General features: G+C 70.7%; 21 protein-coding genes. 6 read left to right on the top strand and 15 right to left on the bottom strand.

The annotated features are described in order from the left end of the window. Positions 1–41: 41 nt before the first annotated feature. The 8 genes from ACFWN7_RS13465 to ACFWN7_RS13430 form a co-directional block, all read right to left on the bottom strand. The gene (locus ACFWN7_RS13465) at positions 42–1,430 is read right to left on the bottom strand and encodes an alpha-hydroxy-acid oxidizing protein (protein ID WP_376939371.1); all 1,389 of its coding nucleotides are present in this window, start codon (positions 1,428–1,430) and stop codon (positions 42–44) included. A gap of 23 nt (positions 1,431–1,453) precedes the next feature. Next, entirely contained in the window at positions 1,454–2,269 is an 816-nt protein-coding gene (locus ACFWN7_RS13460; protein ID WP_376939325.1) for a FadR/GntR family transcriptional regulator, read from the bottom strand. Between the two features lie 163 nt (positions 2,270–2,432). Next, the gene (locus tag ACFWN7_RS13455) at positions 2,433–3,491 is read right to left on the bottom strand and encodes an NYN domain-containing protein (protein WP_376939324.1); all 1,059 of its coding nucleotides are present in this window, start codon (positions 3,489–3,491) and stop codon (positions 2,433–2,435) included. Between the two features lie 61 nt (positions 3,492–3,552). Beyond that, positions 3,553–5,481, bottom strand: a complete 1,929-nt coding sequence (locus ACFWN7_RS13450) for a CHAT domain-containing protein (RefSeq protein ID WP_376939323.1) — start codon at positions 5,479–5,481, stop codon at positions 3,553–3,555. A gap of 14 nt (positions 5,482–5,495) precedes the next feature. Continuing rightward, positions 5,496–7,451 (bottom strand): CHAT domain-containing protein, encoded by a 1,956-nt coding sequence (locus ACFWN7_RS13445; protein ID WP_376939322.1) that lies wholly within the window; start codon positions 7,449–7,451, stop codon positions 5,496–5,498. Between the two features lie 83 nt (positions 7,452–7,534). Next, on the bottom strand, positions 7,535–7,882 hold the full coding sequence (locus ACFWN7_RS13440) for a CU044_2847 family protein (protein ID WP_376939321.1): 348 nt from the start codon (positions 7,880–7,882) through the stop codon (positions 7,535–7,537). A 22-nt stretch (positions 7,883–7,904) separates the two neighbouring features. After that, the gene (locus ACFWN7_RS13435) at positions 7,905–9,839 is read right to left on the bottom strand and encodes a CHAT domain-containing protein (RefSeq protein WP_376939320.1); all 1,935 of its coding nucleotides are present in this window, start codon (positions 9,837–9,839) and stop codon (positions 7,905–7,907) included. Between the two features lie 10 nt (positions 9,840–9,849). After that, complete coding sequence (locus tag ACFWN7_RS13430) at positions 9,850–11,583, bottom strand: CHAT domain-containing protein (protein ID WP_376939319.1); 1,734 nt, start codon at positions 11,581–11,583, stop codon at positions 9,850–9,852. 381 nt (positions 11,584–11,964) lie between these two features. Between ACFWN7_RS13430 and ACFWN7_RS13425 the strand changes: the two genes are divergently transcribed. Continuing rightward, positions 11,965–12,222, top strand: a complete 258-nt coding sequence (locus tag ACFWN7_RS13425; RefSeq protein WP_376939318.1) for a type II toxin-antitoxin system prevent-host-death family antitoxin — start codon at positions 11,965–11,967, stop codon at positions 12,220–12,222. Continuing rightward, positions 12,219–12,473, top strand: a complete 255-nt coding sequence (locus ACFWN7_RS13420; RefSeq protein ID WP_376939317.1) for a type II toxin-antitoxin system RelE/ParE family toxin — start codon at positions 12,219–12,221, stop codon at positions 12,471–12,473. The genes ACFWN7_RS13425 and ACFWN7_RS13420 overlap by 4 nt, the downstream gene beginning before the upstream one ends. A gap of 38 nt (positions 12,474–12,511) precedes the next feature. On the opposite strand, the gene ACFWN7_RS13415 is transcribed toward ACFWN7_RS13420, so the two are convergent. From ACFWN7_RS13415 to ACFWN7_RS13405, 3 genes are all read right to left on the bottom strand, one after another. Further along, entirely contained in the window at positions 12,512–12,940 is a 429-nt protein-coding gene (locus ACFWN7_RS13415) for a type II toxin-antitoxin system VapC family toxin (protein ID WP_376939316.1), read from the bottom strand. Next, positions 12,937–13,203: a ribbon-helix-helix protein, CopG family gene (locus ACFWN7_RS13410; protein ID WP_376939314.1), complete on the bottom strand. Its 267-nt coding sequence runs from the start codon at positions 13,201–13,203 to the stop codon at positions 12,937–12,939. Before ACFWN7_RS13410 ends, ACFWN7_RS13415 begins: the two co-directional genes overlap by 4 nt. A gap of 70 nt (positions 13,204–13,273) precedes the next feature. Then, complete coding sequence (locus tag ACFWN7_RS13405) at positions 13,274–14,203, bottom strand: 2-hydroxyacid dehydrogenase (RefSeq protein WP_376939312.1); 930 nt, start codon at positions 14,201–14,203, stop codon at positions 13,274–13,276. Positions 14,204–14,272: 69 nt separating this feature from the next. On the opposite strand from ACFWN7_RS13405, the gene ACFWN7_RS13400 reads away from it, so the two are divergent. The 4 genes from ACFWN7_RS13400 (at position 14,273) to ACFWN7_RS13385 (ending at position 17,295) form a co-directional block, all read left to right on the top strand. Further along, a complete protein-coding gene (locus ACFWN7_RS13400) occupies positions 14,273–15,109 on the top strand; it encodes a PhnD/SsuA/transferrin family substrate-binding protein (RefSeq protein WP_376939311.1) in 837 nt (278 codons plus the stop codon). 137 nt (positions 15,110–15,246) lie between these two features. Next, positions 15,247–16,605, top strand: coding sequence for an NADP-specific glutamate dehydrogenase (gdhA, locus tag ACFWN7_RS13395; protein WP_376939310.1), 1,359 nt, complete (start codon positions 15,247–15,249; stop codon positions 16,603–16,605). A gap of 40 nt (positions 16,606–16,645) precedes the next feature. After that, the gene (locus ACFWN7_RS13390; RefSeq protein WP_376939309.1) at positions 16,646–16,879 is read left to right on the top strand and encodes a DUF6364 family protein; all 234 of its coding nucleotides are present in this window, start codon (positions 16,646–16,648) and stop codon (positions 16,877–16,879) included. Beyond that, positions 16,876–17,295 (top strand): PIN domain-containing protein, encoded by a 420-nt coding sequence (locus tag ACFWN7_RS13385; protein ID WP_376939308.1) that lies wholly within the window; start codon positions 16,876–16,878, stop codon positions 17,293–17,295. Before ACFWN7_RS13390 ends, ACFWN7_RS13385 begins: the two co-directional genes overlap by 4 nt. Positions 17,296–17,348: 53 nt before the next feature. On the opposite strand, the gene ACFWN7_RS13380 is transcribed toward ACFWN7_RS13385, so the two are convergent. The 4 genes from ACFWN7_RS13380 to ACFWN7_RS13365 all read right to left on the bottom strand — a co-directional run bounded on the left by ACFWN7_RS13380 (position 17,349) and on the right by ACFWN7_RS13365 (position 20,561). Beyond that, positions 17,349–18,746 (bottom strand): MFS transporter, encoded by a 1,398-nt coding sequence (locus tag ACFWN7_RS13380; RefSeq protein ID WP_376939307.1) that lies wholly within the window; start codon positions 18,744–18,746, stop codon positions 17,349–17,351. Positions 18,747–18,751: 5 nt separating this feature from the next. Further along, on the bottom strand, positions 18,752–19,174 hold the full coding sequence (locus tag ACFWN7_RS13375) for a MarR family winged helix-turn-helix transcriptional regulator (protein ID WP_376939306.1): 423 nt from the start codon (positions 19,172–19,174) through the stop codon (positions 18,752–18,754). A gap of 83 nt (positions 19,175–19,257) precedes the next feature. After that, a complete protein-coding gene (locus tag ACFWN7_RS13370; RefSeq protein ID WP_376939305.1) occupies positions 19,258–19,497 on the bottom strand; it encodes a hypothetical protein in 240 nt (79 codons plus the stop codon). After that, complete coding sequence (locus ACFWN7_RS13365) at positions 19,494–20,561, bottom strand: hypothetical protein (RefSeq protein WP_376939304.1); 1,068 nt, start codon at positions 20,559–20,561, stop codon at positions 19,494–19,496. Before ACFWN7_RS13365 ends, ACFWN7_RS13370 begins: the two co-directional genes overlap by 4 nt. Positions 20,562–20,669: the final 108 nt, after the last annotated feature.

Genomic DNA, 20,669 nt, shown 5'->3' with positions numbered 1-20,669 from the left:
TACGTTGCCGCCGCAGCCGGCGCCCGAGAGTTTCCTGAGGGCTACTTCGTCACGGCGTTCCGCGACGCGGGCTTGCTCGCAGCGGGCTTCGCTGCCGCGGGCTTCGCCGCGGCGGGCTTCGCTGCCTGCGTCGATCGCGTCGCCCGCACGGTCGTCGGCTTCGCCTCGACCGCCCGCTCCGCGGCATCCGTCACCGGCTTCGCGATGGGCACGAGCCGCGAGAGCTGCGTCACGTGCTGGGGTCCGAGCTCGTCGAGGCTCGCGACCTCGAGCAGCTTCATGGTGCGCTCGATCTCGCCGCGCAGGATCTCGATCGTGCGATCGACGCCGCGTCGCCCGCCCGCCATGAGCCCGTAGAGGTAGGCGCGGCCGATGAGCGTGAAGCGCGCACCGAGGGCGACGGATGCCACGATGTCGGCGCCGTTCATGATGCCGGTGTCGAGGTGCACCTCCATATCGGCGCCCACCTCGCGCACGACGTGCGGCAGCAGGTGGAACGGGATCGGCGCGCGGTCGAGCTGGCGGCCGCCGTGGTTCGAGAGCACGACGCCGTCGACGCCGCGGTCGGCGAGGAGTCTCGCGTCCTCGACGGTCTGCACGCCCTTGACCACGATCCTGCCGGGCCAGATCCCGCGGATGACGTCGAGGTCCTCGAACGAGATCGTCGGGTCCATCGCCGAGTCGAGCAGCTCGCCCACGGTGCCGCCCGTCGACGAGAGCGAGGCGAACTCGAGCGGTGGGGTGGTGAGGAAGTTGATCCACCACGCCGGCCGGGGCAGCGCGTCGACCACCGTGCCGAGCGTGAGCTGCGGCGGGATCGAGAAGCCGTTGCGCTTGTCTCGCAGGCGGGCGCCGGCGACGGGCGTGTCGACCGTGAAGAAGAGGGTGTCGAAGCCGGCGGATGCCGCACGCCGGGCGAGCTCGTACGAGATCTCGCGCTCGCGCATGACATAGAGCTGGAACCAGTTGCGACCGGTCGGGTTCGCGGCCTTCACATCTTCGATCGACGTCGTGCCGAGCGTCGACAGGGTGAACGGGATGCCGGCGGCGCCGGCCGCGGCCGCGCCCGCGATCTCGCCCTCGGTCTGCATGAGCCGGGTGAAGCCGGTCGGTGCGATGCCGAAGGGCAGCGCGCTCGTGCCGCCGAGCACCTCGCGGGTCGTGTCGACGACCGGCACGTTCCGCAGGATCGACGGGTGGAACTCGACGTCCTGGAACGCCTGCCGGGCACGCGTGAGCGAGAGCTCCCCCTCGGCGGCGCCCTCGGTGTAGTCGAACGGCGCCTTCGGCGTGCGGCGCTTCGCGATCGCCCGCAGGTCGGCGATCGTCAGCGCCCGCTCGAGCCGGCGGTCGGTGGGGTCGAGGGTGGGCTTCCTGAACTGCATGAGCTGCGCGAGCTCGCGCGGATTCGGGAACTGGCGCTTCAGCATGGTGTTGCTCCGTCTCGTGGTGATCATGGCTCCCTGAGCCTTTCGAAGGGAGCGGCCTCCGCTTCGACGGGCTCAGCGAACTCCGTCGGCATGAACGTCTCGGCGTAGTACCCCGAGATGTGGTCGTGGATGCGGGTGCGGGCGGTCGCGGCATCCGCTGCCCTGATCGCGCCGACGATGCCGCGGTGCTCGCTTCGGAGCCGAGCGGATGTCGCGGCCCAGTCGGCGATCGTCGCGAGCCCGGCGAGCGCGTAGCCCTCGATGCTGCTGCGGAGGCCGGCCATGGTCGCGGTGATGACCTGATTGCCGGATGCCTCGGCCAGCGCCAGGTGGAAGGCGGCGTCGAGCGCGAGGAACTCGGCGGGAGCGAGCGCGGGGGAGTCCATGGCGTCGAGGAGGCGCTCGGCTGCGGCGAGGTCGGGGGTACCGATGCGCTCGCCGCGCTCGCCGCGCTCGGCCCGCTCGGCGCGCTCGGCGTCGGCGAGGTCGCCTGCGACCGAGGACTCGAGGATGAGGCGGGTGCGCACGATGTCGGCCACGGGAAAACCGCGCGCGGCGACCTGCAGCCGCATGAGCGCGCTCATGCCGCCGCCGGGCGTCGCGATGATGATGGCGCCGGCGTTCGGGCCCGAGCCGGCGTGCGTGCGGATGAGTCCGAGCACCTCGAGCACGCGCAGCGCCTCGCGCACGCTCGAGCGGCCGACGCCGAGCTCGGCCGAGAGGGTGCGCTCGCCGGGCAGGCGGTCGCCGGGGCGGAGCGTGCCCTCGACGAGCTGCGCCTCGACGTGCTCGAGCACGGTCTGCCAGGCGCGGGGGGTGTCGGATGTCGCAGTCGCCATGCCGTGCGCTCCTCTCCCTCGTTGTGGTCTGACCACACAGTAGCACGTGTGGTCAGACCACATGGTGGCTCAGTCACGACCCTTTGCCGGTCGACGTCGATGCGCACGGGGCGTCAGCCGGAAAGAGGTCGCAGGCCGACGGCACCACGACGGCCGCGACCGCTCAGTCCTTCTTCGGACGGATGCGGATGCGGCTGCGATTGCCCTCGCTCTCGTCGAGCTCGACCACGCCGGCCCGCGACTTCACGAAGTCGGTGAACGAGGCGAAGCCGAGTCGGCGCTCCTGGAAGCTCGGGTCCATGCGCAGCATCTGGTTCTTCACCGCACCGCTCGGCTGCCACTCCTCGTCGTTCTTCGCGCGCAGCAGCTCCATGGCCTTGAGGAGCAGGCGTCCGGGATTCCGGGTCCCGGTCGCGTTCGCGGCATCCGTGTCGTCACCGGGGGTGCCGGGCGGCATGAACACGGCCAGCGTCGGGGGACGTCGGGCAGGCGCGGGTTCGGCAGCCGCCGGTTCGGCGGGAGCGACGTCGGCCGCGGCATCCGCGGATCTCCCCGCCCTCGATGCGCGACGCGCACGCGGCGCCTGAGTGCCGGCGGATGCCGCGGCCTCACGCGGCGCGGCCCCGGCGTCGCTCTCGTCGGCCTCGTCGTCGGCGACGGCGGCATCCGTGGCGAGCAGTGCGTCGTAGTCGGCGAACTCGTCGCAGGCCGCGGTGAGGGCCCGGCTGGTGCCGCCGGCCACGCCGATGCCGACGACATACCGGCCGAGCCGCTTGGTCTTCTGCGCGAGCGCGACGTAGTCGGAGTCGCCCGCGACGATCACGATGTGCGTGAGGTCCTCGATGCGGAACATGTCCTCCATCGCGTCGACGGAGAGGCGGATGTCGGCGCCGTTCTTGGTGGCCGACAGAGGGAAGAGCTGCACGAGGTCGACGGCCCGGTCGATGAGCTGGCCGCGGTAGCTCGCGTTCACTGGGGTCGACCAGTCGGCGTAGGCGCGGGCGATCGCGATCGTGCCGAACGTCGCGGCGAAGTCGAGCACGGCGTCGACGTCGACCGTCGCCGCGGTGAGCTTGCGCCCTGTCAAGGGGCTCGCCGCCACCGTCTTGCGGCCGGTGTCCTTGCGGTAGGCGCCGTCGCCGTGCAGCTGGTCGTAGCGCGAGATGACGATGTTGTCGAAGTCGAAGTACAGGGCCACGCGGGGTTCTGCCGAGGCGGGCATGTCGACCTTCCGTCGATGGGCGTTGTTCCCGATGGTAGCCGGGTGCGTCCGTGGACCGCCCTCATCCGGCTGGAGGGTTCTGCCAGATCTGGACAGTAAAGCTTCCGTCGTTGTCTGACGAGATCAGGTCATCGATCACGAGCCAGAGCTCGCCCGGCTCAGGGCATTCGAATGCCGCTCTTCCGGTCTCATCGAACGCGGAGTAGGTGCCCGCATCCAAGTGGTAGAGGCCGACGGCCAGCTGGCCCGGTTCGAACCCGTAGAAGGACTCGTAGCCGATGTCGCCGCCTCGCCACCCTTCGGGGCCGACACTCGAATCTGGATCGGCTCTGTTCAGCAGCACGGCGCCCGCGGCTTCCAGCTCGAAGGCGTCACCAGCGACACAGCGCATCCCTGTCGTCTTCTCCAGTTCAGTGCCGAGAATGGTGACCACGATAGGCGGGGTCGACGGAGTCGACGTCACCGGGGGCGTCGGCGGGGTCGCAACAGGGGTCCCATCCGCGCGGTCGTCGGCCGGTCCGCCGCCTGGCCTCACAGTGAGCATCGTCGCGAGGGCGCCTGCGATCGCGACCGCGGTGATCAGACCGGCAACGAGCCACGGCTTCAGTCTCGGTGTCGCACGTGCCCGGCGTCCTCCGGCGGCCGGGGAAGAGTTCGGCGGAGACTGGTCCGGTGGCCGAGGCGGCCCTGCTGCGTCGGCTCGCTGCTTCGGGATCATGGTGCTCGGAATGTCACCGGAATCCGCCGCATGGAAGATGGGTTGCGATGGGGACCGATCGGCCGTCGGCTGAGGTTCCGTCCGCACAGGCACAAGCACAGGCACAGGCGCAGGCACCGGCCGGGACGAGACATCCGCCCTCTTCATCACCATCCCGGTTTCCGGGATGGGTGCGACGTCGAAGAGCCGGGTGTCGTCGCCGCGGAGGTAGAGCACCGGGGTCACCCACTCGAGGGTGCCCTGGCCGAGCCCGAGGATCTCGATTCGGCCGCTGCGGACGGCGTCGTCGATGCGGCGTCCGTGGGCGAGTGCGGTGTAGAAGCCGCGGGAGAACTCGATCGCGGCCCTGTCGCTGATCTCGAACTGCATGGCCGCGACCGCGTGGATGCCGCTGTGGGCGAGCGCGCCGGCGGTTCCGGAGAACAGGTCATCCCTGCCGCCGGTGCCGGAGCTGCACGTGTTGAGGAGGACGAGGCGGGGCGACGGATCCGCCTCGTCGATCAGGTCGGCGAGGCTCGACGCGGGGACGTTGTGGGTGCGGCCGTCCTGTCCGACGAAGGCAAGCAGGCCCTCGTCGGACACGGGGTCGTAGGTGCCGTGGCCGATGAAGTGGAGCACGTGCCACTCGCGGGAGAGCAGCCGGTCGTGCACGGCTGACCATGTCACGGGTTCGACCCAGCTGATCTTCACGCGACCCGCGTCGATCTGGGGGCGAAGCGCGTCCTCGAGAAGCGCCTTCTCGGCCTCGACGTCGAGGGGCGGAAGCCCCCGCGGCGAGGACACCATCCCGAGGATGCGCAACGGCGGGTCGATCGCGAGCGCCGCAGGTGTGTGCCGGGCTGGGACACGCCTCACGAGCGGCTCCTTGCGGCACAGGTAGGTCGCGGTCTCGGGATCGAACAGGGCCTCCCATGGGAGCGCCACGAGGCCCGGCGCGCTCAGCCGGAGCAAGAGCTGGATGCCCGTGCCGCGGTCCGAGGCGACCGCGAGGCTCGTGCGGTAGGCCGTGTGCACGTCGCCCTGGAACACGGCGTCGAACAGTCGCCTGCCGACGTCCTGGATCGCCGCTTCCGTCGTGGGCACGACCCGCCGCGCCATCACCGCCGAGGCGAGGATGCTCTCCTCGAGCTTCGGCCGACGATCGACGAGTTCGTCGAGATCCAGGGCGAACGTCGCGGTCGGCTCTCCGCCGCCGACCGAGCGCAGGACGTGCACCACATAGGCACCCGGTTCGGGTCCGGGCCCGATCTCGAGCTCCATCACCGTGTCCATGGCCGTCGCGCCCTCTATCCGGATGGGGTGTGGGTGATCACGGCCCAGAACTCGCCGCTGTTGCCGTTCAGGTCGACGTCGTTGATGCCGAGGTAGAACCAGCCGTCGACCGGGCAGGTGTAGCTCGTGCCGTAGCCCACGTAGAACGGCCAGGCGGTGGTCACGTTGAGCACGCCGATGAGCGATGCGGTATTCGAGTCGGGAAGGCCGGGGATGTTCCACTGGTGGTAATACGGGTCGTAGAGGCCGTCGGGACCGACGAGGGAGCTCGGGTCCGCGTTGTGGTACGCCGTGCCGCTGGCCTGGATGTCGAGCGTGTCGCCGGTGGCGCACCAGATTCCGGTCGGGGTCCAGAGCTGGTACATCGGAACCGCCATCCCGAACGTCGTGGGGGTGACGACCGGCTGGTTGGGCGAGGGCGAAGGAGGATCGGGCGGCACGTACGGTGTCGGGCTCAGGGCGATCACCGCGGCGATGGCGCCGCCGACGGCCAGGAGCGCGACGATGCCCACGACGAGCCAGGGCTTCCAGCTCGACCGCCGCGGGGGAGACGGCGGTGGGGCGGATGCCGCGGGCATCGCCTGCTGCGGCGGCGCGGGCGGTGCCGGCGGTGCGGCGGCGTGCGCCGGTCGGGCCGGGCCGGCTGGCGGGGCCGCCGGCGCGGCCGGGGCCGGCGAGACCGGCGTCGCGTGCTGAACCGCGGTCGCGGGCGACGTCGACAGGATCGGAGCGGCGACGGCGGCAACCGATGCGCCCCGTGCGGTGGGCGCGTGCGGCGAGGCATCCGGCGTCCGCTGACCGGTGACGATCGGGATGGCGCCGGCGACCGGGGCGGCGACCGACCGCGAGGCGGGGGCGGTGGCGGGTACGGAGGCGACGTCGAAGAGACGCGCGTCGTCGCCGCGCAGGTAGAGCACCGGCGTGACCCACTCGAGGGTGCCGCGCTTGCCGAGGATGCCGATGCGACCGCTGCGCATCGCCTCATCGATGGTGCGGCCGTGTGCGAGCGCGGTGTAGAAGCCGCGCGCGAAGGCGATCGCCGCGGGGTCGCTGATCGAGAACTGCATCGCCGCGACGGCGCGGATGCCGCTGTGTGCGAGTGCGGCCGCGGTGCCCGAGAAGAGGTCCTGGGTGCCTGCCGCGCCGGACTGGCAGGAGTTCAGCACGACGAGGCGCGGCGTCGGCTCGGCCTCGTCGAGCAGGTCGGCCAGGCTCGACGCGGTGACGTACTCGGCTCGCCCGTCGGGGCCCGAGAAGGCGAGCACCCCCTCGTCGGTCTCGATGTCGTACCCGCCGTGCCCGATGAAGTGCAGCACGTGCCACGCGCCCTCGAGCAGCTTGCCGTGCACGCCCGCCCACATGACGTCGTCGAGCCAGTGCAGCTCCACCCGGCCGGCGTCGAGGTGCTGTCGCAACGCGCCCTCGAGGCGCTCGCGTTCCGCATCGATGTCGAGCATCGGGAGGCCACGCGGCGAGGAGACCATCGCGAGGATCCTGAGCGGCGGACGCACCGTGAGCGTCGGAGCCGAATGCGGTGCCGGAACCTGCCGCACGAGCGGTTCCTTGCGGCAGATGTACGTCTGCGTCTCCGAGTCGAACATCGCCTCCCACGGAAGTGCCGCGAGTCCGGGCGCGGTCAGTCGCAGCGCGATCTGCACCCCGCGTCCCCGCTCGGATGCCACGGCCATGCTGGTGCGGTACGCGTTGCCGATGTCGCCGGCGAACATCGCGTCGAACAGGCGCACCCCCACCTGCTGGATCGCCGCCTCCGTGTCGGACATGACGCGCCTCGCCGACACCGACGACGAGAGCACGCTCGCCTCGAGCAGCGGCCGCCGCTCGACGAGCTCGTCGAGCTCCAGCCGGATGGTGGCGGTCGGTTCGCCGCCGCCGACCGACCGCAGAACCTGCACGACGTAGGAGCCCGGTTCGGGGCCAGGCCCGATCTCCAACTCCATCACGGTGTCCATGGGCGTACCCTTTCGCACAGCGTATCGCTTGCCAACCGGGCCGGCACTGGTGGGGGGTGCGGGTGTCCCCTGAACGAGGGGTCTCAGTCTTGGTGGGAGTGCCACCGCATCGTCACGCGGAAGTTCGCGACCGAGCTCGCCGCGGCGATGTAGGCGCCCACCCCGAGGCTGATCTGGATGCCGAACTCCACCTCGAGGTCGTCGGGCGAGTCGGGTTGCTCGCGAATCTGGCGGAGGAGCGAGGTCACCGCCGGCTTGACATGCGCGAGCACCTCGTCGAGGCTCTGCTCGGTGCGCTCCAAGAGCCGGCCGGTAGGGATGCCGCGTGTCGTGAGGCCCGGTGACAGCGTGTCCGGGAACCCGCCGTCGTCCGCCACCTGGATGGCGACCTCGTCGCCGTCCGCCGTCGTGAAGATCGCGACCCGCTGCATGATGACACCGCCGTTCTCGTCGCTACCCTGCCGGAGTGTGCGTGATCTCGGCCCAGAACTCGCCGTGGTTTCCGACGAGGTACGTGTCGTTGATGCCGAGGAAGAGCTGGCCGGCCAGCTGGCACGTGTAGGTCGAACCGTTGCCGACGGCGAACATGTTGCCGTTGGTGTCGAAGCCGCCGATGACCGAGGCGGTGTTCGCCTCGGCGAAGACGCGCGCCTGCGGTACCTCGCCGCCGGTGAGGCCGTCGGGGCCGACGAGCGAATCCTCGGCGATGTCGTGCCACGCTTCGCCGGTCACCGTGATGTCGAACGTGTCGCCGGCCTCGCACCACACACCGGTCGGCGTCCAGGCCACGTTCATCGGCACCGGGAGTTGCGCAGTCGGCACGCTCGTGACCACCTCGGGCGGCGTGGTCTCGCCGACACTCGGGAGCGGCGATGCGGGCGCCTCGGTCGGAACGTCGCTCGAGACGGCGACGTCGCGCGTGGGGTCGAAGATGCCGGGGTTCAGCACGAGCACTGCGGCTGCTCCGGCGCCGATCGCGAGCGTCGCGATGATGCCCACCACGAGCCAGGGCTTTCCCCCCGACTTCCGAGGACGAGGCGGCGGTACGGATGCCGCGGGCGCCGGCCGGTGCGGCGGCGCGGGCGGTGTGGCGGCATGCACCGGCGGCGCAGTCGGGGCCGGCGGCTTCGGCGCGGCATCCGTCACCTCCTCCGTGGCGGCGATCCTCGGCGGTGCCGGGGCATCCGGAACCGGCCGTGCCGCGGCATCCGGAATCGGGCCGGTGTGGATGATCGGAATCGCGCCGGCGATCGGACCGGTCGTCGCGGGCTTGGCGGCCGGCATCGGCGCCACGTCGAAGAGTTTCGTGTCATGGCCGCGGAGGTAGAGCACGGGGGTCACCCACTCGAGCGTGCCCCGCCCGATGCCGAGGATGCCGATCCGGCCGCTGCGCACCGCCTCGTCGATGCCTCGACCGTTTGCGAGCGCCGTGTAGAACCCGCGCGCGAACGCGATGGCCGCCAGGTCGCTGATCGAGAACTGCATCGCCGCGACGGCGCGGATGCCGCTGTGGGCGAGCGCGGCCGCGGTGCCCGAGAAGAGATCGGAGGTTCCCGCGGCGCCCGACTCGCACGAGTTCAGCACCACGAGCCGAGGCGTCGGATCGGCCTCGTCGAGCAGGTCGGCGAGGGCGCTCGCGGGCACGTAGTCGGCCCGGCCATCGTGCCCGACGAAGGCGAGCACGCCCTCGTCGGTCTCGGTGTCGTAGACGCCATGACCGACGAAGTGCAGCACGTGCCAGGCCCCCTCGAGCAGCTTGCCGTGCACGCCGTCCCACGAGACATCGTCGAGCCAGTGGAGTTCCACGCGACCCGAGTCGAGATGCGGTCGCAGCGCCTCCTCGAGGCGCTCCTGCTCGGCGCTGACATCGAGCATCGGCAGGCCACGGGGCGACGAGATCATGCCGAGCACCCGCATCGGCGGTTCGATCGCCAGCGCCGCGGGCGAGTAGGGCGCCGGCACATGCCGCACGAGGGTCTCCTTGCGGCAGAGGTACACGCCGGCCTCGGCATCGAACAGCGCCTCCCAGGGCAGTGCGGCGAGCCCGGGCGCGGTGAGCCGCAGGGAGATCTGCACGTCCTTGCCGCGCTCCGACGCGACCGCCATGCTCGTGCGGTACGCCGTGGCGACCGCCCCCCTGAACGTCGACTCGAACAGGCGCAGTCCCACCTGCTGGAGCGCCGTCTCAGTGTCCGACATGACGCGCCTCGCCGACACCGACGACGAGAGCACGCTCGCCTCGAGCAGTGGTCGGCGCTCGATGAGGTCGTCGAGGTCGAGGCTGATCGTCTCCCGCGGCTCGCCGCCGCCGACGGACCGAAGCACGTGCACGACGTAGGAGCCCGGTTCGGGCCCGGGCCCGATCTCCAACTCCATCACCGTGTCCATGATCGACTCCTCACCCTGCAGGAATGAGCGTGACGGTGGCGGTGAAGCCGCCGTCGTTGTCGTCGAGTACGTTGTCGTTCGGGCCGAGCAGCAGTTCGCCCGGCTGCGGGCACCCGTAGGTCTGCTCGTTGTAGACGGGGAACGCGTCGCTCCGGTTGTCGAGCCGACCCATCAGCGCGAACGGGAAGATATCCGTGTAGACCCGCTGTTCGACGAATTGGTCGGTGGCGATCCCGGCCGGGCCCACGGTCGTCCCGCTCTCGTCGTAGGTCGCCTCGCCGCGGGCGGAGATGTGGATGGAGTCGCCCGCCTCGCACGAGACGCCGGTCGCCGTCCAGTCGGTGCCCATCGGGACGGTCACCTGGTTCGACGTCGGCGAGTCACCGCCGCTCCCCGGGTCGCCGGAGCCGGCGATGCCATCCGTCCCGCGTGGCAGGAACGCGAGGGCGATGAGCGCGCCCGCGACGGCCGCGACGGCCAGGCCGCCGCCGATGAGCCATGGCTTCAGCGGACGGCTCGACCTGTCGGAACGGGTCGAAGCCGTTCGGGGGGCGCGGTCGGCACGAGGCCCGCGTGGCGCACGGGTTCGCGGCGACCCGACCGATGCCGGTGCACGTGCCGATTCGGGCGCATCGACCGCGGTCGCGACGTCGAAGAGGCGGGTGTCCTCCCCGCGCAGGTAGAGGACGGGCGTCACCCACTCGAGCGTCCCACGCCCGAGTCCGAGGATGCCGATGCGCCCGCTCCGTACCGCCTCGTCGATGCCCCGGCCGTGAGCGAGGGCGGAGTAGAACCCGCGGGCGAACTCGATCGCGGCGGTGTCGCTGATGGAGAACTGCATCGCGGCCACCGCGTGGATGCCGCTGTGCGCGAGCGCCGCCGCCGTTCCCGAGAACAGGTCATCCGTGCCTCCGGCTCCCGATCGGCACGAATTGAGCAGAATGAGGCGAGGCGTGGGCTCGGCCTCGTCCAGCAGGTCGGCCAGGCTCGAGGCCGACACGTACTCCGCGCGGCCGTCCCGCCCGACGAACGCGAGCACCCCTTCGTCGGTCTCGACGTCGTATGTGCCGTGGCCGATGAAGTGCAGGACGTGCCACTCCTGTTCGAGGAGCTTGTCGTGTACGCGCGCCCACGACACCGGCTCGAGCCATTCGATCTGCACGCGCCCAGCGTCGAGATGCGGGCGCAGCGCCTCCTCGAGCAGTTCGCGCTCGTGCTCCACGTCCAGCGCGGGCAGACCCCGCGGCGAAGAGACCATGGCGAGGACGCGGAGCGGAAGGTCGATTGCGAGCGCCGCCGGCGAGTGAGGTGCGGGCACCTGGCGAACGAGCGGCTCCTTGCGGCAGAGGTACGTCTCGGTCGCGGGGTCGAAGAGCGCCTCCCACGGAAGGGCCGCAAGACCGGGCGCGGTGAGTCGCAGGGAGATCTGCACGCCCCTGCCGCGCTCGGAGGCGACCGCCACACTGGTTCGGTACGCGGCATAGACCTCACCCGTGAAGGCTGCCTCGAAGAGCCGGCGCCCGACGGCCTGAATGGCTGCCTCGGTGTCCGACATGACGCGACGGGCCGAAACCGACGACAGCAGCACGCTCGCCTCGAGGGCGGGCCGTCGGTCGACCAGCTCGTCCAGGTCGAGATGGAACGTCTCGGTCGGCTCGCCGCCGCCGACCGACCGCAGCACGTGCACCACGTAGGAGCCAGGGTCGGGGCCGGGCCCGATCTCCAACTCCATCACCGTGTCCATGCGCGGATCCTTGCTGATCGGCGTTCGCACGTCGACCGTGGCACCACTGAACTTCGGCTGCAAGAGACATCCGGAATCGCGAGGACGCGCTCGCAGACGTTCGGTCAACTCTCAGGGTACTCCCGATTCCGGGATCCCGGATGTCTCGGGCGGCGCCCCCAACGGCGTTGAGCGGCGCGCCGGCGCCCAGGGCCGTGACGTTCGGACGTTTCTGGCAGCTTCCCTTCCGAGTCGGTTGCGACCATCGTGAGCACGTTCGAACGCCATCAGCGATCCTTCATCGAGTTCCTCACGAAGCCATTGCTGCGCGGCCGGTGCGCGGCATCGCTGGTTTTCACCATTTCGCTCTAAACCGTACGTTTTAGGGCTAAGATTGCGTGTATGAGCCAGATTGCCATCACCGACGCACGTGAGCGCCTCGCCTCTGTCGTCGACGAGGCGCGACGCGAACCCGTCTATCTCACACGCCGCAACCGGGCGGTGGCGGCGGTCGTCGACGCCGACGTGCTGGCGCAGCTTCTCGAGGATGCGGAGGAACTGGCGGATATCCGCGCGGTCGACGCAGCGTGGGCAGAGACCGAGCAGCTCGACGAGACCCCGATCCCCTGGGAGGACGTCAAGCGCGAGCTCGGACTGTGAGTTACCGCATCCAGGTTCTCCCCGTCGCCGCGCGCGCGATCCGGAAACTCCCACCGGAGGGGAAGCGTCGCGTTCAGGCTGCCATCGAGCTTCTCGCCGAGGATCCGCGGCCTCCGGCTGCCAGGAAGCTGACTGCTCGACCGGAATGGCGCGTGCGCACGGGCGATTTCCGCGTGCTGTACCGGATCGAAGACGACATCCTCACCGTGGTTGTCGTCAACGCCGGCAACCGACGCGACATCTATCGATAGCCGGCTCAGGCGGGTGTCCGGGTAGCCGATCGGCTATCTCAGGCGAACGGATCGAACCGTACGACGCCGGGGATGCCGTCGAACGCCGGGTCGGTCGAGGCGATCGTCTCGATTCCGTAGGCGATCGCGGTCGCCGCGTGCACGGCGTCGCGACCCCGGATCGAGGGCGCTCGCTCGATGAGCTCCAGCGAGAGGTCGAGCACCTCGCGATCGAAGTCGAGGATGGTCATCGCGCTCGCGATGAGCCGACCCTCGCGAACCGCACGTTCACGTTCGCCGGTACGACGGAGGCGATGGAAGACGACCTCCTGCACCATCTCGACGCTCGCATACGCGCGACCGCGTTCGACCGCGAGCTCTTCGATCAGCGCTCGGCAGATGGTGCGCTGCGGTTCGGAATCGCCGAGCGCGTAGAGCGCGACCGCCGAGTCGACGAGCACCGCACGCTCTATCGCCGAGGCGGTCACGGGAGGTTTCGCAGCGACTCGCGTTCGAAGTCGCCCTTCTCCGCAGACCAGTCGATGGCGCCACGAGTGGGTCGCGCATCGGCGCTCGCCCAGAGCTCGGCGAGGGCCTCCCTCGCGGTGCGGCGACGTCGCGCAAGCCGGTCGTCGACCGCCTCGCGGATGAGGGCGCCGACGCTCTGGCGTGAGGCGGCGGCCTCGGCCTCGAGCTCGGCATAGCGCTCGGCGTCGAAGAGCACCTGCACACGACGTTCCAGTGTCGCCATGGGCCCATGGTAGCGGACCTGTGCATGGATGTGCAGGCATGTGCAGACGAAGGACGCGGCGGCGCCTCGGTCAGCTGCGCAGCACGACGTTGAGGGGCTCGTCGCCGCGCAGCATCCGCTCGATCTGGGTGCGCACGAGGCGCGCCATGCGGGGCATCATCGCGGTCGACGCGCCGCCGACGTGCGGTGAGATCAGCACATTCGGCAATGCGAAAAGCGGATGCCCCGCGGGCAGCGGCTCGGGCTCGGTCACATCGAGCGCGAACCGGAGCCGGCCCGAGGTCGCCTCGGCGAGGATCGCGTCGGTGTCGGCGACCCCACCACGGGCGATGTTCACGACGAGCGCGCCGTCGGGCAGCGCGGCGAGGAACGCGTCGTCGACGAGACCGGTGGTCGCGTCGGTGAGCGGAACGCCCACGATCACGATGTCGGCGGTGGGGAGCAGGTCGGGGAGTTCGTCGGTGCCGTGGATGCGCCCGCTCTCGTCGTCGCGCGCCCGCGACGCGACCCGCACGAGCTCGACCTCGAACGGCGCGAGCCGCGCCTCGATCGCCCGGCCGACGCCGCCGTAGCCGAGCAGGAGCACCCGCCGGTCGGCGAGGCTCGCGTGGCGGGCCGGCGCCCAGCGGCCTTCGGCGGCGGCGCGCACGAAGTCGGGGATGCCCCGCTGCGCGGCGAGCACGAGCGCGAGCGTGAGCTCGGCGGTCGAGGTCTCGTGTACGGATGCCGCGTTCGCGAAGACGTGTCCGGGCGGCAGTGCCGCGGCGATGTCGTCGTAGCCGATGGACTGCGACTGCACGAGTCCGACGTCGACGCCGTCGAGGGCGCCGAGCCGGGCCGCGGCGCCCATGTAGGGCGGCACGACGATGTCGATGCGGCGGGCCGGAGCAGGGCGGGCAAGATCCCAGAGCTCGATGTCGACACCCGGAGGCGGAGCGCCGATCGCGCGGCGCAGGGTCTCGCCGGGCACGGTCACGAAGAGGCGGCGGGGCTCGGTCATGCTCCGATCCTCCCAGAGACCTCCCCGCACGCGAGACGTCGATGCCGGCCCCGGGAGTACGATCAGGAAGTGGTCGGCCGGCGACCGGTATCCGTGGCGACGCACCTCGCACCCGGTGTGCTGCCTCTCTACCGTCATGCCGCCGAGCGGATCGGCGAGCGCCTCGGGCGGTCGGTCGACTTCCACGTCGCGACCTCCTACGAGCGCTGCGCGGCGGATATCGACGATGTCTGCTTCGTGTGCAGCATCCCCTATCTGCTCTTCGCCGAAGCCGGACGAATCCAGATGGACGTCGTGGCCGCGCCGGCGCTGCGCGGGGATCGGTACGGGGGCCGGCCGATCTACTTCTCCGACGTCATCGTGGGCGCCGGCAGCCGCTACCGCCGGTTCGCCGACCTGCAGGGCGCGCGCTGGGCGTTCAACGAGCCGTTCTCGCACTCCGGCTTCATGACCGTCTGGCATCATCTCGTGGCGAGCGGGCTCGACCCCGGGTTCTTCGGCGAACTCATCGAGTCCGGATTCCACGACACCTCGATCCGCCTCGTGGTCGATGGTGCAGCGGATGCCGCGGCCATCGATTCGCAGGTGCTGGCCATCGCCCTCCGGGCCGATCCGGCTCTGCGTGGTCGGCTGCGTGTGATCGAGACGATCGGTCCGTCGACCATCCAGCCGGTGGTCGTCTCCACGACCCGACTGACCGGCGAGGAACGAGCACTGGTGCGCGACGCCTTGCTCGACCTGGCCGGCGACCCGGTTTCGCGGCACGTCCTCGACGCGGCGCAGGTCGAGCGCTTCGTGTCCATGACCGACGCCGACTATGCGGACATCCGTGGCATGCTCGCGGCCGTGCGCGCCGCGGGCTGGCTCGACGGTGAGTGGCATGCACGATGGGCTGTCCTGACCTGAGCCGGTGGCACGGTGGGCACGAGCCGACGCTCAGGAGACGCTGAGTATGGTGGAGGGCGTCGCGTGCGATCGTTCCACGCGGCATCCGCCCCACCGCCGTGGCATCCGCCTGCCCAGCTCGACTTGAAGGACCGCGCGTGAGCCCCCGCTCCACCCTTGATGACATCTACGCCCAGATCCTCGCCCGCAACCCCGGCGAGCCCGAGTTCCACCAGGCCGTGCGCGAGGTGTTCGACTCGCTCGACCGCGTGCTCGACAAGCACCCGCGGTACGTCCAGGCGTCGATCCTCGAGCGCATCTGCGAGCCCGAGCGGCAGATCATCTTCCGGGTGCCGTGGGTCGACGACGCGGGCCGCGTGCAGATCAACCGCGGGTTCCGCGTGCAGTTCAACTCGGCGCTCGGCCCGTACAAGGGCGGCCTGCGATTCCACCCGAGCGTGCTGCTCGGCACGGTGAAGTTCCTCGGCTTCGAGCAGGTCTTCAAGAACGCCCTCACCGGCATGCCGATCGGCGGGGGCAAGGGCGGCAGCGACTTCGACCCGAAGGGCCGCTCCGACGGCGAGATCATGCGGTTCTGCCAGTCGTTCATGACCGAGGCCTTCCGGCACGTCGGCGAGTACACGGATGTCCCGGCGGGCGACATCGGCGTCGGTGCACGTGAGATCGGCTACCTGTTCGGGCAGTACAAGCGCATCACGAACCGCTACGAGTCGGGTGTGCTGACGGGCAAGGGCGTGACCTGGGGCGGTTCGCTCGTGCGCACCGAGGCCACCGGATACGGCGCCGTGTTCTTCACCGAGCACATGCTCGCGACGCGCGGCAGCTCGTTCGACGGCTCCCGCGTGCTCGTCTCGGGGTCGGGCAACGTCGCGATCTACGCCATCGAGAAGGTGCACGAGCTCGGCGGCGTGGTGGTCGGCGCGTCCGACTCCTCGGGCGCCGTCCACGACCCCGACGGCATCGACCTCGACCTGCTTCGCGACGTGAAGGAGCGGCGCCGCGAGCGCATCGACGTGTACGCGACCGAACGCGGCCGGCGCGCGCGGTTCCTGCCCGGGGCATCCGTGTGGGACATCGACGGCGACGAGCCCGTGCACGTCGCCCTGCCCTGCGCGACGCAGAACGAGCTCGGCGAGGCGCAGGCCGCGAAGCTCGTCGCGGGCGGGCTGGTCGCGATCGCCGAGGGCGCGAACATGCCGACGACGCCGGGCGCGATCCGCGTGTTCCGTGAGGCGGGCGTGCTCTTCGGGCCGGGCAAGGCCGCGAACGCCGGCGGCGTCGCCACGAGCGCGCTCGAGATGCAGCAGAACGCGTCGCGCGACTCGTGGACGTTCGAGCACACCGAGGAGCGGCTCGCCGAGACGATGGCGGGGATCCACGAGCGCACGGCCCAGACGGCCGAGGAGTACGGGGCGCCCGGCGACTACGTCGTCGGCGCGAACATCGCGGGCTTCATCCGCGTCGCCGACGCGATGCTGGCGCTCGGGGTGATCTAGGGCCGATCTGGATCGGTGACCCAGTGCTACACTGGTTCACATGGCGAATCGCAATGTCACGCTCTCGCTGCCCGAAGAGGTGTTCCGGCGCGCCAAGGTCTTCGCGGCCGAGCACGACACCTCGGTTTCGGCGCTGGTCGCAGATCTGCTGATGAGCCGGGTCGACGTCGAGTACGACGGCGCCTGGGCAGCCGAGGAGCGGCTCATGCGCGAGGGTGTCGGACTTCGCATCGGTGAGGCCGCCCTGAGTCGCGACGATGCGCACGTGCGATGAGGTACGAGTTCGTCGACACCAACGTGCTGCTCTACGCGTACGACGTCACTGCCGGCGAGCGGCATCATCGTGCCCGGGAACTGGTCGGCCGGCTCGGACGGGAGCGGGCGGGGGTACTCAGCGTCCAAGTCCTCCAGGAGTTCTACGTCAGCGCCACCCGGAAGATCGCCGAACCGCTCTCTCCCGAGCGCGCCCGCGAACGCGTGCGTGCGCTCTCCAGGTGGCGCCTCCATGCGCCGACCGGCGCCGACGTCATCGCCGCGAGCGAGATCGCCGAGCAATCGCAACTCTCATTCTGGGACGCGATGATCGTACGCAGCGCGATGGAGATGAACTGCGCGGTGCTCTGGACCGAGGATCTCAACCACGGTCAGCGCGTGTCGGGTGTCGAGCTGCGCGATCCTTTCCGGGACTGAGCGGCTCGAACGGTGCCCGTCGTGGGTGCGCGGGGTCCGTGTCCTGGCCTTGACTATGCTCGCCGCGACAGCGGGATCGGCGAGGTGAGCGCGACCTCCTGCGAGAAGTCCTCCGGCACGGGCCGGTCGTTCACGGCCCCGACGACGCCCGCGCGCACGGCGCGCACGGGCCGCGTGGCGACGACCGCGATCGCCGCGGTCGGGGCATCCGCGAATCGAAGCGCCGGCCGCCATGCGGATCGCGGATGCCGCGCCAGGCGCATTCCGCGGGCCACGATCAGCCAGCCCAGGCCGATGAGCGCGGCGACGACCGCGGCGACCGCGGCCACGCCGAGCGCCCAGCGCGGGCCCCAGCCGTCGGCGACGGCACCCACGATGGGCGCGCCGATCGACGTGCCGCCGACGAGGATGGCCATGTACAGCGCCATCACCCGGCCGCGCAATTCGGGCTCGGTCGTCGTCTGCACGTAGCCGTTGGCCGTGGTGAGGATCGAGACGGCGCCGAAGCCGATGAGGATCGTCGACGCCGCGAACGCCCAGAACGTGGGCATGAGTGCGGCGGTCAGCACCGCGGCGCCGAAGAGCCCCGAGGCGGCGATGATCACGCGCAGGCGTGCACGCTCCCGCCGTGCCGCCAGCAGCGCCCCGGTGAGCGAGCCGATCGCGAGGATCGAGTTGAGCAGGCCGTACTCGCCGGCGCCGCGTCCGAACTCCACGGCCATGGTCGAGGAGAAGATCGGGAAGTTCATGCCGAACGCGCCGATGAGGAAGACGATCACGAACACGACCACGAGGTCGGGACGGCCGACGACATAGCGGAAGCCCGCGACGAACTGGCCGCGGGCGCGTGGGGCTCGCGGCATCCGGTGCAGTTGCCTGCCGCGGAGCATCGCGAGTGCGCCGAGCACGGCCAGGAACGTCGCGGCGTTGATGACGAAGACCCAGCCCGAGCCGACGAGCACGATGAGGAGCCCGGCGACGGCGGGGCCGATCAGTCGGGCGGCGTTGAACGACGCGGAGTTCAGCGCCACGGCATTCGACATGTGCGAGCTCGACACGAGGTCGGCGACGAACGTCTGCCGCGCGGGGGCGTCGACGGCGTTCACGAGGCCGAGGGCGAGGGCGAAGCCGTAGAGGTGCCACAGCTCGGCGTGTCCGAGCAGGAGCAGCAGCCCGAGCGCGAGACCGAGCACCATGAGCGCGCTCTGGGTGAACATGAGGATCTTGCGACGGTCGAAGCGGTCGGCGATGAGGCCGGTGACCGGCACGAGGAGCAGCTGCGGCGCGAACTGCAGCGCCATCGTGATGCCGACCGCGAGGGCATCGTTGTCGGTGAGCTCGGTGAGCACGACCCAGTTCTGGGCGGTGGCCTGCATCCAGGCGCCGACGTTGGAGACGAGGGCCCCGATGAACCAGATGCGGTAGTTGCGGTGGGCGAGGGAGCGGAACATGGCACTCACTGGGTCGCGAGACCTCCCATCAGTTCTGCGGCTCGGGCCAGGGTGGCGCGGTCCTCCTTGGAGAGCTCGCGAAGGCGGGTGGTCAGCCAGGCGTCGCGCTTGGAGGTGGTGGCCTTCACGACATCGCGCCCGGCGTCGGTGAGGCTGATGTTGGTCTTGCGGCGGTCGACGTCGTCGGCCGTGCGCGCGAGGTAGCCCGACTCCTCGAGGCAGTTCACGGTGCGGTTCATCGACGGCGCCGACACCCGCTCGCGCTCGGCGAGTTCGGTGAGGGTCTGCGTGCCATGGTGGTGGAGGCCCGCGAGCACGGCGAACTGGGCGTCTGAGAGGGCTTGGTCGGCCTTCTGCGCGCGAATGCGCCGGGTGAGCCGGAACGTCGCCATGCGCAGTTCGGTGCTCTGTTCCGCGATCGTGCCCATGGATCCTTAGCTTAGCTCATTAGCAATGCTAAGTAAAGTCGAGCCCGAGCGGCGCGAGCTGCCCTGAGCCCGACCCGCCCGCGTCAGCGGCCGGCGCCGCGGCGGGGCCGGCCTTGCACCACCAGGAGCACTCCTGTCGCGATGAAGACGGACGCGAGCACGAGGGGGAGCAGCCCGCCGGCGCCGGTGTCGGCGAGCGGGCCCTCCCATCGGCTCGGGGGAACGAGTTCGGAGATGTGAACCGTGATCGTGATGTCATCGACGGCGGTGGTCGGCTGATCCTCGCGCTCGGCCACCGCGCGGAGCAGGGCGGCCGCGGTCAACCCTGATCCGTCGTGGTGGGCGGCGTGCCGCCTGCCGCCCGCTCGCCTTCGGCGCGCGCGGCCGCGAGCATGGCGTCGAGCTTCCGGCGGTGACGCCGGCGCTCGAGCCGGAACCAGAGGAAGAGCAGGACGGCCGCCACGACGAGGACGAGCTGCGGCACGGGGATCGCCCAGGTCGAGACATCCACCCGCACGGGCTCGAGCGCGGCATCCGAGCCGGACTGGTCATCGATCCTCTCGGGTTGCACGAGGATCTCCGTGTTGACGAGACCGATGGGCCAGACGCCGCGGACCTCGGCGGTGAAGGTGCGCCGGTCGCCGGGGAAGAACTCGCCGAGCTCCTCCGCCGGCATCGGGGGACGGCCGAACGCGCCGGATGAACGGACCCGCTGATGGGCTCCGATCTGCACGTTCCCGTCGTTCTCGAGCTCATAATCCACCCGGAGGGTGCCGGGCGAGAACGGATTCCACGACGGGACGTACTCGACCGACGAGGCCGGCACGGCGAGGGATGGATCGAGCTCGCCGGTGACCCGGGTGATGACCCGGAAGCCGACTCGGCTCTCGACGCCGACGTTCGATCCCGCCGGGCCGGTCGACACCGAGCTCACCGACGCGGCGATTCCCGCCGGGTGGTCGCCGGGTGTCGCGTTGTCGGGCACGGTGATCGTGAACGGGACGACGGCGGTCGCGCCCGGCGCGACCTCCACGGCGTCCTGCACCGCGATCCAGGTGCCGCCGTCGACGGACGGCTCCGACGACGGCAGCATGTTGAACCGTCCGGTCTTCGTGAAGTAGCCGTCGGCGGCGATGAGGTCGAACACGGCCGCGACGTCGCTCAGATTGCGGACCGCGAGGTGCTCCGACGCCGTCGCCCCCGGGTCCAGCTCGAGCTCCATCCACGCTCGACCATCCGGCCCGTCGGCCCCGGCGGGCGACACGGCCCAGGTGATCTTCGTCTCTTCCTCATCGGCGAACGCCGTGCTCGGAATGAGCGCCCCGCCGAGGGCGAGGGCTGCTGCGGCAAGGATCATCGCCCGGGGGAAGCTCTTGTTGGTGCTCACGTCTGTGCCTCGTTGCATGGGTCGTGGGGGGGGGGCGGGCCCCGCGCCGGGACCCCGGCCCCGGAGAGGGGAGATTAAAGGTGGGGGTTGTAGGATTGTTGGTGGAGC

The organism is Agromyces sp. NPDC058484 (assembly GCF_042720415.1).
GTDB lineage: Bacteria > Actinomycetota > Actinomycetes > Actinomycetales > Microbacteriaceae > Agromyces.
Note: the sequence above shows the minus strand (reverse complement) of the source record. Positions and strands in the feature narration are given on the sequence as shown.

Bases quoted from the DNA above. Each gene is read 5' to 3' on its own strand.
- ACFWN7_RS13405 (WP_376939312.1), bottom strand. From the start codon at position 14,203: ATGACCGAGCCCCGCCGCCTCTTCGTGACCGTGCCCGGCGAGACCCTG.
- ACFWN7_RS13390 (WP_376939309.1), top strand. From the start codon at position 16,646: ATGGCGAATCGCAATGTCACGCTCTCGCTGCCCGAAGAGGTGTTCCGG.
- ACFWN7_RS13385 (WP_376939308.1), top strand. From the start codon at position 16,876: ATGAGGTACGAGTTCGTCGACACCAACGTGCTGCTCTACGCGTACGAC.
- ACFWN7_RS13440 (WP_376939321.1), bottom strand. From the start codon at position 7,882: ATGCAGCGGGTCGCGATCTTCACGACGGCGGACGGCGACGAGGTCGCC.
- ACFWN7_RS13430 (WP_376939319.1), bottom strand. From the start codon at position 11,583: ATGGACACGGTGATGGAGTTGGAGATCGGGCCCGGCCCCGACCCTGGC.
- ACFWN7_RS13375 (WP_376939306.1), bottom strand. From the start codon at position 19,174: ATGGGCACGATCGCGGAACAGAGCACCGAACTGCGCATGGCGACGTTC.
- ACFWN7_RS13425 (WP_376939318.1), top strand. From the start codon at position 11,965: ATGAGCCAGATTGCCATCACCGACGCACGTGAGCGCCTCGCCTCTGTC.
- ACFWN7_RS13410 (WP_376939314.1), bottom strand. From the start codon at position 13,203: ATGGCGACACTGGAACGTCGTGTGCAGGTGCTCTTCGACGCCGAGCGC.
- ACFWN7_RS13460 (WP_376939325.1), bottom strand. From the start codon at position 2,269: ATGGCGACTGCGACATCCGACACCCCCCGCGCCTGGCAGACCGTGCTC.
- ACFWN7_RS13380 (WP_376939307.1), bottom strand. From the start codon at position 18,746: ATGTTCCGCTCCCTCGCCCACCGCAACTACCGCATCTGGTTCATCGGG.
- ACFWN7_RS13450 (WP_376939323.1), bottom strand. From the start codon at position 5,481: ATGGACACGGTGATGGAGCTCGAGATCGGGCCCGGACCCGAACCGGGT.
- ACFWN7_RS13455 (WP_376939324.1), bottom strand. From the start codon at position 3,491: ATGCCCGCCTCGGCAGAACCCCGCGTGGCCCTGTACTTCGACTTCGAC.
- ACFWN7_RS13465 (WP_376939371.1), bottom strand. From the start codon at position 1,430: ATGCTGAAGCGCCAGTTCCCGAATCCGCGCGAGCTCGCGCAGCTCATG.
- ACFWN7_RS13445 (WP_376939322.1), bottom strand. From the start codon at position 7,451: ATGGACACCGTGATGGAGTTGGAGATCGGGCCTGGCCCCGAACCGGGC.
- ACFWN7_RS13435 (WP_376939320.1), bottom strand. From the start codon at position 9,839: ATGGACACGGTGATGGAGTTGGAGATCGGGCCCGGGCCCGAACCGGGC.